Origin of the sequence: Paucilactobacillus wasatchensis, from assembly GCF_000876205.1 — a bacterium.
Taxonomy (GTDB): Bacteria; Bacillota; Bacilli; order Lactobacillales; family Lactobacillaceae; genus Paucilactobacillus; species Paucilactobacillus wasatchensis.
Genome location: NZ_AWTT01000052.1, coordinates 1 through 11,506, shown reverse-complemented (window position 1 = coordinate 11,506; position 11,506 = coordinate 1). Strand labels below are relative to the sequence as shown.

The 11,506-nt window shown below is 35.7% G+C and carries 9 protein-coding genes and 1 pseudogene; 2 read left to right on the top strand and 8 right to left on the bottom strand.

What is annotated here, in order from left to right; translation table 11 throughout:
* On the top strand, positions 1-227 hold a 227-nt coding region (locus WDC_RS09555; RefSeq protein WP_191978665.1), incomplete at its 5' end, for a transposase.
* Positions 228-340: 113 nt separating this feature from the next.
* Here WDC_RS09555 and lysS read toward each other — a convergent pair.
* The 5 genes from lysS to WDC_RS08255 all read right to left on the bottom strand — a co-directional run bounded on the left by lysS (position 341) and on the right by WDC_RS08255 (position 6,362).
* The gene (lysS, locus tag WDC_RS08275; RefSeq protein ID WP_044011389.1) at positions 341-1,825 is read right to left on the bottom strand and encodes a lysine--tRNA ligase; all 1,485 of its coding nucleotides are present in this window, start codon (positions 1,823-1,825) and stop codon (positions 341-343) included.
* 326 nt (positions 1,826-2,151) lie between these two features.
* A complete protein-coding gene (locus WDC_RS08270) occupies positions 2,152-3,972 on the bottom strand; it encodes a DUF262 domain-containing protein (protein ID WP_044011388.1) in 1,821 nt (606 codons plus the stop codon).
* 294 nt (positions 3,973-4,266) lie between these two features.
* Positions 4,267-4,800, bottom strand: coding sequence for a plasmid pRiA4b ORF-3 family protein (locus WDC_RS08265; protein WP_052497840.1), 534 nt, complete (start codon positions 4,798-4,800; stop codon positions 4,267-4,269).
* 21 nt (positions 4,801-4,821) lie between these two features.
* Positions 4,822-5,736: a restriction endonuclease gene (locus tag WDC_RS08260; RefSeq protein WP_044011387.1), complete on the bottom strand. Its 915-nt coding sequence runs from the start codon at positions 5,734-5,736 to the stop codon at positions 4,822-4,824.
* A gap of 59 nt (positions 5,737-5,795) precedes the next feature.
* Positions 5,796-6,362, bottom strand: coding sequence for a restriction endonuclease subunit S (locus tag WDC_RS08255; RefSeq protein ID WP_082040967.1), 567 nt, complete (start codon positions 6,360-6,362; stop codon positions 5,796-5,798).
* Between the two features lie 7 nt (positions 6,363-6,369).
* On the opposite strand from WDC_RS08255, the gene WDC_RS08250 reads away from it, so the two are divergent.
* Positions 6,370-6,858 carry a restriction endonuclease subunit S gene (locus WDC_RS08250; RefSeq protein WP_044011385.1) on the top strand — a complete coding sequence of 163 codons (489 nt, stop codon included), beginning with the start codon at positions 6,370-6,372 and terminating at the stop codon, positions 6,856-6,858.
* A 15-nt stretch (positions 6,859-6,873) separates the two neighbouring features.
* Here WDC_RS08250 and WDC_RS08245 read toward each other — a convergent pair whose 3' ends face one another.
* The 3 genes and pseudogenes from WDC_RS08245 to WDC_RS08235 all read right to left on the bottom strand — a co-directional run.
* A complete protein-coding gene (locus WDC_RS08245) occupies positions 6,874-7,791 on the bottom strand; it encodes a site-specific integrase (RefSeq protein ID WP_044011384.1) in 918 nt (305 codons plus the stop codon).
* A 110-nt stretch (positions 7,792-7,901) separates the two neighbouring features.
* Complete coding sequence (locus tag WDC_RS08240; protein ID WP_052497838.1) at positions 7,902-11,123, bottom strand: type I restriction endonuclease subunit R; 3,222 nt, start codon at positions 11,121-11,123, stop codon at positions 7,902-7,904.
* Positions 11,124-11,161: 38 nt separating this feature from the next.
* Positions 11,162-11,506: pseudogene (locus WDC_RS08235) on the bottom strand (restriction endonuclease subunit S); the annotation flags it as partial.

Sequence of the window (11,506 nt, the reverse complement as noted above, 5' to 3'; positions counted from 1 at the left end):
TTTTCATCAAAGATTATAAGGGTTATACAAATGGTCCCGTTGAAGGATGTAACAATAAAATCAAAGTAATAAAACGAACAGCATACGGCTTCAGAAACTTTACCAATTTCAGACTTAGGATACTTGTAGCATTTTCTACTAGTTTCTACTCTATAAATTATAAAAACAGTTTAAAACAGCTAAACAAAAAAACAACTAATCCTCCTGAAAGAGAACTAGTTGCCTAGTAAGGACTACGTCCTTGAATTAAGTCATCAGTACTTCTTGACGAAGAGCCTAAATTTGTGCATAAAAAAAGCACATCCTGCGATGTGCTTTTCGTGTCAATCGTATTTGTTGATTAGTCTAATGGTCTCATAGTAGGGAAAAGCATGACGTCACGAATTGATGGTGCATCCGTTAACAGCATAACTAATCTATCAGTACCAATTCCTAATCCACCTGTAGGCGGCATACCATATTCCATTGCTTCAAGGTAATCTTCATCGATACCGTGAGCCTCTTCGTTACCGGCCTCACGTTCAACATCTTGGGCTTCAAACCGTTGACGTTGGTCGATTGGATCGTTTAATTCTGTAAAGGCATTAGCATATTCCATCTTGTTGATGTACAGTTCAAATCGGTCTGTAAAGCGATCGTCATCGACGTTCTTCTTTGCAAGTGGAGAAATTTCAACTGGGTGACCATAGATGAATGTTGGTTGTGTCAATGTATCTTGAACTAAGTCTTCGAAGAATCCATTAATAATGTGTCCAACAGTCCAATATGGTTCATACTCAACGTGGAACTTATCAGCTAACTTACGAGCTTCATCAACACTCATTGGTTGCCAGAAATCAACACCAGTCTCATCTTTAATCGCATCAACCATGTGCTTTCTAGCAAACTTATCTTGCAAGTTAATCTCTTTGCCTTGATACGTGATAATGGCGTTGTCACCCTTAACAGCATGGGCTGCAGCCTTGATGATTCCTTCTGTTTCGTCCATAACATCTTGATAGTCATAGTACGCAACATATGTTTCAATCATATCGAATTCTGGGTTATGACGAGTATCGACACCTTCATTTCTGAAGTCCTTACCTAGTTCATAAACCTTTTCATAACCACCGACAATTAATCTCTTCAGATATAATTCTGTGGCAATTCGTAGATACAACGGAATGCTAAGTGCATTTGACTTAGTAATGAATGGACGTGCTTCAGCACCACCGGCTTGTGTCTGTAGAACTGGAGTATCAACTTCTAAGAAGCCTTGTCCGTCCAAATATTTTCTAATGGCTTTCTTGATCTTTGTCCGAGCAATAAAGCGATCAAAACTTTCTCTGTTTGTAATTAAGTCTAGATATCGTTTACGATAGATAATTTCTTGATCTTGTAATCCATGAAATTTATCAGGAAGAGGACGCAGCGCTTTAGATAAGAACTCGATCTTATTGGCTTTAAGTGTTAACTCACCTGTATCAGTTTTCATCATGTGACCTTCGATACCAATAATATCTCCGAGGTCAACAATGCCAAAAATCTTGTAATTATCTTCGCCAACTTCATCTTCACGAACGTAAATCTGAATTTCGCCGCTTCTGTCTTGAATATCGGCAAAGGCTGCTTTTCCACTTCCACGTTTAGCCATGATACGACCGGCAATAACGTGAACGGTGTCATCAAACTTATCAACACTATCAAACTTCGTGTGTAAGTCGCTGGCTAAGTCTGTACGTTTATAAGCATGACCGAAAGGTTTAATTCCCATCGCCTCAAGTTCTGTGGCTTTATCTCGGCGAACCTTCATCTGATCATTTATATTTTCTTCTCGCTGCGCCATTTTGGACCTCCTGTTAACTAATATTTCCCAATTGGGTTAATATATAATCTACTCGACATATGCACTTTGGTCAAGGCATTTCTTATAAATTATATGATCAATAGTTGCCTGGCTAAACTTATTTCAACGTTAATTTGAACGTACAAATAGAAGTCAGCATCTATTTACCTATGGATCACAAGACACTGCCACGCTATTTTGTAAAATTGAAATGAAACTTTTTGACATTATTTGACTTTAAAAAATCATGAATGGCATTATTTTTAACCTAAATTTTTTCGTTACTAATTGTTCCACGTGAAACTACCAGACTTTTTTTAAATTGATTATTTTTTCTTACTTACCAGATCTAGGAATTCTCGTCTACTTCCATCACTATCATCCAAACCTAGCGCATTGGTAAATCCATTATATTTTTCGACTTGATTTACTGGTATTTTAACTTGAAATGCATCTATTTCCGATTCATCCTCGTTTTCATTCAAACCCCACATATTCAATAAAGAGACTAAATCATCAGATGTTCTCATATCTCGTTCTCTAATTTCATCTAATCCCCATTTTGTATTCGTGGCCGATAAGTCTAATAATATTTGAATTTTCGTTTTAGCATAACTTTCTTGCTTTTTTTCGAAATATCCGTTGCTTGCAATAATATTCAATCGCTTTTCAAACGGGATCTTATTTCCAATATGTTCAACCAATTCCTTTACTTCTTTATCAGAATTAGAAGGGAAAAAACTTGATTGCCATTTTTGGGGTAAAATATGTTCGATTTCCCACTTTCTGGGTAACAGATCATCCTGCTGTTGATATGCAAGTATTTTCAAAATCATCCTAACAGTGTTGCGATGAGCATTTTTAATTTTTTCCTTCAACTCGTTTTCATCAACCACACTGAAATCAAACTTAGGCGTGGATGATTTAACAATTTCAGCATTTAAATTTAATATCCCACGCTTAGCAGCATTGATCGTCGGCGTAACAATATATCTTGCACACAAAGCAGCTAATAAATGCCGCAAAAATTTAAGAAATGTCTGATCAAAATTGTCGTCAAAATGATGCTTTAAATAAAAAATAACAACAGGATACTTCCAAAATTCATTTGGATAGGATGTCAGTTCATCAAGTGTTTGCTTAATTTGAATATTTTTGGACCAGCTTTCATCTATTTCAGTGCGATTATTAACAACTATCCATAGAGAAAGAATCGCATTTAAATTATCCATTAAGTCGTTTTGATAAAGTCGTTTAAAGTTGTCCCTAGAATAATACTTTCTAATACCTGGTGTCGTGGTTTTTCTATCATTTTCAAGTGCTCGAAGGTAAAACATGTAGTAGTAAAATAACTTTTGAATGCTCTCACTAGCTTGTGTAGTGTCTTCATCAAGTCGCTTCCATTTTTCAATAAATTTATTTTTACCTGTAGCATCTAAATGATTATATATTTTAGCTTTAAATATATCTGCATCAGATAATGCCAATCCCCTGTCATTCAATGTCGAAAATATTGTCAAAGCAGTATCCTGAGAATCCGCAGTAATCGGTAACAAGATTGCTCGGTTCAGAATATTAGAAATAAAAGCATAAAGTTGCATCGGCTGATCGGTTGGAAATTCTTCAATTTGTTGTTGAAATAAGATGTAATTTTTTGAATAGTTATCGTTGAATTTGGGGTCGGATCTACCACTCTTCAATATTTCAGTAAATCTTTGATTCCCATCGTCTCCCATAACCTCTGATGAAATCAAAATTTTATCAAAATCAATTTTTCCAGTTACTTCATCTTGTGCCCAGATAGCTGGCTCTATCTGACTTTTTTGAAAATTAACTTGGTGCGATGGTGTTTGCTTTGACAGTTTAGTATAAAGCGCCCGCAGTAAAAGAAATAAGGTTGTGATTCTTTGTTGACCATCAATAATTTCCTGGGTACTATTATTTTCGTAAGAAACAATCGTGCCAAGAAAATATGTTTCTTCGTTGTCATTAACCGTGTACTCTACCAAATCGTCAAACAATGTTTGCGCTTGTTCTTCTGACCAAGCATAGGGCCTTTGGTATTCCGGGATTACAAACTTTTGTCGCTTTCCCGATTCCAAAAGTTGCTTTACACTTTTTTTGTTGACTTCAATACTGGTTGTCATTTTTAACACTCCTAATTTGACTAAACGCTTTCAATTGACATGGCTTTATCTATGTTTTGCAGTAGACCATAATTGTCCAACACAGTATTAACATTAGAATTTTCGAGAGTTAATCTCGTTCTTGCCGATACTGAATTTAGCAAATTTACTTACTGAATTCTTTCATAACCAGTATACCCTTTCACGCAATAAATTATTATCCTTGCAATAACAAATTAAAAAAAACTTGCTATCAACTGACAGCAAGCTTTTTTCATTCTAACTACTCTATTTTGAACAGTATCAGTGAATCAACTACAAATCCACATGAAGCATCATTTCACCAGCAGCTGCATACTCCTCTAATAATTCATTTAAACTATCTTTGTCGAACGCCAAATCAGACGCACCGTTCATAGATGCATCCATGCCACGTGAATTTTCAACTCGATTAGCGCCACGACCACCGATACAATAAGGGAGTTTAGCACTTGGTATTTCATCGATGGAAAGTATTTTTTCAAGTTTAATTTTGTGTTCCCAGTCATCCCCAAAATCATAAGTATACGTAACACTGCCTTTTTTGATATCTGGATACAGTAAATAATTCTTAGTTAGCAACGGTTTACCAAATGCCATATCTTCGGAACCTTCTGGAATATATTCAATTTGTCGATCATGTGCGACAACAAATCCGTGCAAGTGCGAGTTAGTCCAACCAAAAGCCAATTGAATAATTACATTTAATTGGTCATATCTGATTGTTATTGGTACTAAAATTCGACGCCATACCGGCGGATGTACTTCATTCAACTGAATTCTTAGTTGTAGGATACTGCCTTCTGCCATAGTAAAACCTCCTAATTATAATTATTCAGAGCCTTCGTAATACTCATCCAATACATAAGTTGTAACTGGCTGAACGTGCAACTTAAATTTTGCAACCAAATCAGCAATTTTGTCACCATTAATTAATGTGATAACTCTAGTACCAACTCGTGAAGCATGAATGGCATCTCTCGTGAAATCAGATGTTGTAATAAAAACGCCATATTCAGCATTGTATTTATCCATTGCGCCTCTGAACTTATCAATTTCCGGCGAGGATACTAGGCCATTCCAGCGTTTGGCCTGAATTGCTACTCTAGCGGTTCTAAAATCATCAGTAGTCAGATAGCCATATCCATCCAATCCGCCATCTCCAGATAATTTCATACCAATATTTTCATCAAGTGTTACACCCATATTTTTAATTAACAGGCGAGCGAATAATTCGAATTTTGCTGGCGTAAATTGTGACAGCGCGATCGCCAGCTGGTCCCTCCATTCATCTACTTGATCATCATTGTCAAACTCTTTGACGTTTCGCGCTGCCTTTGAGCCTTTTTTCTTACCCTTTTTTTGCTTTCTTTCACTATTTTCTTTCCACTTTGGACCTGATATTTTTCTAACATCCGACTCGGCGTCAAACGAAGCAAGATTAAATGTTCTGCCTTTTTCAGTTAATTCAAGAACGCTTCTTTCCGGTCGTATCATAAATTCTGCTAAAATTAGATTTTTTACTGCAAAGTTAAATGTATATTGAAATGGTAGATAGTCATTTCCATTTTTACTTGTCCTCATTGATTTAGCATATTCATCCGGAATATCATCGGCATTGGAAACTACTTCAATCATCAACTCATTTCTGCCTGCTCTACCACCTAATCTTTTTAACGTTTCAATAATTCGTGGCATTACAACATTTTCTTGTCCTATTTTGGATAGGTTTTCAAATTTTTCCATTTTTTTCTCTTTTCGTTTATTTATTCAATCATATCAAAGGCGTCTTTATAACTAAATACTTATGTTGAATTATTCAGATTTTTGAACAGATTTAGTATATTTAATAATTCAAATCCTACTAATATTTGCTGACGTTGATTGGCAGCGATAAGGTTGTCAATATATTTTATAATCTTCCCAATAAATGACTGCTCTTCAACATTAGGAATATGAAAAAATGTATTAGATACTATTTGCCAATCAGATCTTGGCATCTTGCTGCCAATAGATAAGTTTGAAATTTCACAGTATTTAGGAGATTGAATTAAATAATATATAAAAGATCCATCATTGTTTTGGGGATCAAAAACCCAAAAATCACCGACAGCAATTCCTGTAAAATTGGGATGAAGCCAATTTTTTAAATATGGTCGTAGTTTCCCAAACAATATATCACCTGAAATGAACATAATTCCTGATTTATGACTACTTTTACGGTATATATTCTTATTAAGTGTACCTACTCCGGAGTTTATATCTTCAAATTCTACCGTGGGCAGACTATTGCTTTTGGATGTTTTTGATCTTCGTGAAACGACTTCATTCAACTTACGCTGTTCCCAAGCGTAACCAGAAAAATTAAAAATTTAAAGTATTGCTTATTTTAATAACGCTTGGGAACAGCGTACCCTGCAAGATGTTTTACGAGTTAATTCTGGGAAAGATTATAAAAAGCTAAACTATGGTGCTATTCCTGTTTTTGGCACCGGGGGTTATATGTTAAGTGTTGATGAAAGTCTCTCTGAAAAAGATGCAGTTGGAATTGGAAGAAAAGGAACTATTAATTCCCCACAATTATTGAAAGCACCTTTTTGGACTGTTGACACTTTATTCTTCTTAACTCCTGAATCTGAAACTAGTTTGTTATTTATTTATTCACTTTGCCAAATAATTCCTTGGAAAAAATTTGATGAGTCCACAGGTGTTCCAAGTTTATCAAAAAATACTATCGAAAAAATAAAAATTTTGATACCAGATAAGAATGAGCAAAGTAAAATAGGGATGCTATTTGAACACACAAATAACCTTATCGCTGCCAATCAACGTCAGCAAAATAAGCCATGGAAGGATCACCCTCCATGACTTATAATAAAAAAATTATATTAAACTGGCCAGATGTTTCATTACTTTATCGTTGTCTTGATTCTCCAACTCTTGGATTATATGCAAATACGTTTGTTGAGTTGTTGTCATATTAGAATGCCCCAGTCTTCTTGCCACTGAAGCAATACTAACCCCTGCATACAGTAGCAATGAAGCATGTGTGTGCCGTAGTCCATGAACCGAAATAACTTCAATTCCTGCTTTTTTGCACAATCTTTCAAGATAATGATTCACAGTATCGTTATACACCTTACTTCGAACAAAAATTGGTTCATCTGCTGGTAAATTCTTTGTAAGTTGAGAAAATTGTATTACTGTCTGCCAATCTAACTGTACTTTTCGCATTGATGATTTATTTTTCGTAGGCGCAAATCCCGCTTTAGCAGACTTATAATCCCAAGTTTTACTAATATTCAAATATTGATGCGCAAAGTCAAAATCGTTCGGTGTAACTGCCAGAGCTTCGGCAAATCTCAATCCTGTCTTTGCAACGAGTAAAATAAAGTAATCCCAATTCACACCTTCATCAAGCACCAAAGTATTTAGCAATTCCTGTACTTCATGTTGATTTAAAAATTTAGTTTTATGCTGCCTGTGTTGTATACCTTTTATGATCGCTTTGCGAGTCGGATCTCTGTCTATAATGTCTTCCTCTAAGGCATCTATTAATGAGCTCTTAATATGTCGATGGAAATCCATTACTGTCTGCCGCTCGTGGCTTGCAGCATAGTCATTCAACAACTGTTGATAAGTCAAACGGGTTAATTCACTCATCCTTAACTCAGGTGCCAAATAAACGAGCTGCCTGTGTGTCATCTCGTACTTTCGGTAAGTAACTGGGCGAACTGCATCTAACTTGTACAACTTCATCCATTGGAAAAAGTATTGGTATAGCTTAGCATCTTGTGTCATAAAGACACCTCCATAAAAAAATTAGGAAACCACAAAATAGTTTCCTAATTAATTGATACAGAAGTACATTACTTTTTCTATGCTAAAAACATATTTAGTTGGATTTTTGACTAATCGTCTAAATTTTTATAGATTGCTTTTGTTTCTCGTAACCAAGATTCAGTAGTTTCGTTCAGCATGTTTTTATAACTAACTGGCGCTAGTCCATGGTTAATGGATTTGTCTTTATACCATTCAGACTCTTTGTAGTTAGAACTCTTTCTCAAGTCATCCATATAATCAATGCTTTCGGATTCCTCATTGAACGAATCATAGACCCTTCTCAATATAATTGGATCCACAGCTTGTTTGCGTGCATAAATAACGATTTGCTCTTTACCTTTGCGAACAACAAACTCATGAAAGTTTTCAGCGACAGTTTTATCTGGATTTAATTCTCTATTATCAACGACTTCTACCATGAATTTTTGAAGTAATTCCGCATTGTCATTATCTCCAAAGCTTCGTAACTTCATTATGTTTTCGTTAATCAATCTCAGGTTTTCTTCGTTGGTATCATCAAACCCAGGTTGTTCACCCACAGCCTTGCCTATCAGATGGATGATTTCATCAAAGGTAACAGTTTGAGTGTCAGCCAACTTGGCTGAGCCTAAATCAATTAAATCTTCATCAACAACACCAGGTCCACTTGGTTTTAGATTGTTGTAGGCTCCTTGATACTTTAACCATAACTCTTCAGTGAGCGGTAACTCTTTTTCCCCAAAACCATTCCAGTCAAATTCATAATACTGCGCCAAAAAGTTTAGCTGTTTTGATGAGTTCTTAAACGCCGTCAAAAATGACATTTTATTCTCTTCATCATCTTTTAAATCAATCCAGTTTTCAGGGTCCAGCAATATCTGATGCATCTCTTCATAAATTGGTCTGAATTCTTGAACAACAAGTGGATATTCTGCCATAATCACCCTTGAATTCGACCCGCCAGATCCGTACAGCCACAAAGCCTGTTCTAAACTATACCGGGTTTTGGCTGGATACATGAAGTTCACGATGGAACCAAACTCCTTATCCGGTCCATATACTCGGTTTGTTCTGGAATATGCCTGAATTAATCCCTGAAGCTTCAATTGACGATCAATATACAAGGTATTGGTTAATTTGGAATCAAATCCAGTCAATAATCGTTCAGCAACTATAATCAAATCAAGATTATTATCTTTCAAACCATGACCTCCGTTTTTGAACACAGAAGTAATATCAGCAAAAAATCCAGGCTCACCTTGTTCAGCTTTTTTCGAGTCAACATTATAGTGTGGGTGGCCGAGCACATGCCAATCATCGAAAATCATTCTTAAGTTTGCTTGATCCTTAGATCCTTCTTCACTATTTCCGTTTCCGGCTGAAAAAGTGGCAGTAAAATTTAGCTTCACTTTTCGTTCAGCTAATTGCTTTTTAAATTCTTGATAGTATTGCATAACCCGCGATTTGAGTGCCACAGTTAGGATTGCGTTAAACTTGTATGGTTTAGATTCATTATTAATGATACCCTTTGACTGTTTTTCCCAGTCGTCAATAATCAATGTTACTACTTGCGGAATGTGTTTTTCATCTTGATATTTTATTCCACCTTCAGGAACCTCTTTTACATCTTGACCAAAAATCACATCATTTTCCAAAATAGCTCGTCCATTAGTAATCCCATCTTGATCCTTGTTGTGATTTCCCTCTAATTCAAGTGCTTTTTGTTGTAACTGTTCATCTGTTAACTTGTTTCCTGGAATGGACTTTCTGATTTTTATCCACCTAGGAACTAAGTCAGAATAAGAATTGAACTCCCCTGTATTCATGTAGTTAACATGGAATCCGAGGACATTTCGATCCTTAATTGCCTGGTCAATTGTATAACGGTGTAATTCTGGACCAAACATCTGAGAAGTTGTACGGTACCGTTCATAATTTTCATCAATAATACCGTTAACATGATTCTCATCGAACAATGGAGTTCCGGTAAATCCAAAAAATAGGCTTTTTTTGAAAGATTCCATAATTGTCATCATCATTTCACCCATCGTAGTTCGATGCGCTTCATCAACGATAATAGCCATAGTCTTATCCAAAATATTATACGAATCACCATTCTCCAATAAATCTTTGACAACATTGCTTAGCTTATAAGTAGTTGCAATTACAACTCCCTTCATACTGCTTTGCAGTTTACGTCGTAAAGAATCAGTATATGGTGAATCATCAACATCAATACTGTCATATTGGGAATATGCTTTAAAATTATCACTCGTTTGCTTGTCCAAATCCTTACGATCGAGTAAGAATATTACTTTTTCAAATTTCTTTGATAACGAAGTTGCTGCTTTAAAAGAAGTAATAGTTTTCCCCGAACCGGTGGTATGCCAGATATAGCCACCATGTGGAATATGTGATTCGACATCCCACCCGTTGGCAGCCCACTCAATTGCCCGCAAGGCCTCAACTTGGTACGGCCTCATCAACATGTGCATGGCCCGTTCCGGGTGAGTTGTGTCTTCATTTATTATTAAGTAATCCCCGACCATTTGGTGCGCCATTGGAATCCTTAATAATGTTTTTGCCACTTCTGCCATTTTTGTAATTGGTCGATTATCCTTGTCTGCCCAACGAAATAAGAACGCCTTATTAAAGGATGAAGCGTTCTTTGGGGTCGCAAAATAACGAGTATCTATTTCAGTCATTACGACCATCATTTGAGAGAATGCAAAAAAATTATGAATATACTCTCCATCTTTGTAGTACCTTTTGAATTGTCCATATGCTTCGTCAACAGTTTTATCAGTGCGTTTTTGTTCGATATTGATTACTGGTAATCCGTTTATTAGCAAGACAATATCAAATCTATTTTTATCATTTTCAGTCCATACTTCTCTGGCAATTTGATAAACGGTGTCACCACCATTTACCTGTGCTTTTTCAAAAATACGCAAAGTAACCCTGCGGCTAGTCGCACCAGGAGCATTACGAATAATATTATCAATTTTACCGGTAGCATTTTCTGATGCCAATAATTTAGCTGCTTCATATGAATTGCTGAGAGCATTAACTCTTGTCATCACCTGACTGAATTCTTCATCGGTCAATTCAATATTTTCTAGTACTTTAGTATTTTGTTGGTCAAGAATTTTTCGCCAATTATTAATTAAATCCTTATAGGTCACCTTGTGTTTCGTACCATCTAACTCATCTGGCGACGCCCATGATTTAACGTTGTCATAGTGTCCAGTCAAATTTTTTACTGTTTCATTTTGAAATTCTCTCTCAGCAATCGATTTGTCTACAACCAAATTATCCACCATCCTTTAACTTAGAATTAATGTTATACAAATAACTCATTTAAGTATGATTGTTTTATATTTTTTAACTTTTCTGCCTCACGCTGATGAAGGGTAATAGTGTCATCAAGTTGTTTGAAGAAGGTACCGATTTTTTGTTGTTCTTCAATACTTGGTACTGAGATAGGCATCTTAGCCATTTGTTTACCTGATACTTCTATAAATGTCGATCCAGCACCATTTATTTCACCGTAACGTTTTAATTCAGAAGTTCGAGAAAATATAAAATAGCTATTAAGAAAGTCTTTGTATGGAACAATTGATTGAAAGCCTTGATTAGTACACCCTTCTTTTGCAAGAATAGCAGTGTTTCCAATACCTGCACGTGATGTAAT

Excerpts from the sequence above, each read along its gene's own strand:
- lysS (WP_044011389.1), bottom strand. The coding sequence starts at position 1,825 with ATGGCGCAGCGAGAAGAAAATATAAATGATCAGATGAAGGTTCGCCGA.
- WDC_RS08270 (WP_044011388.1), bottom strand. The coding sequence starts at position 3,972 with ATGACAACCAGTATTGAAGTCAACAAAAAAAGTGTAAAGCAACTTTTG.
- WDC_RS08265 (WP_052497840.1), bottom strand. The coding sequence starts at position 4,800 with ATGGCAGAAGGCAGTATCCTACAACTAAGAATTCAGTTGAATGAAGTA.
- WDC_RS08260 (WP_044011387.1), bottom strand. The coding sequence starts at position 5,736 with ATGGAAAAATTTGAAAACCTATCCAAAATAGGACAAGAAAATGTTGTA.
- WDC_RS08245 (WP_044011384.1), bottom strand. The coding sequence starts at position 7,791 with ATGACACAAGATGCTAAGCTATACCAATACTTTTTCCAATGGATGAAG.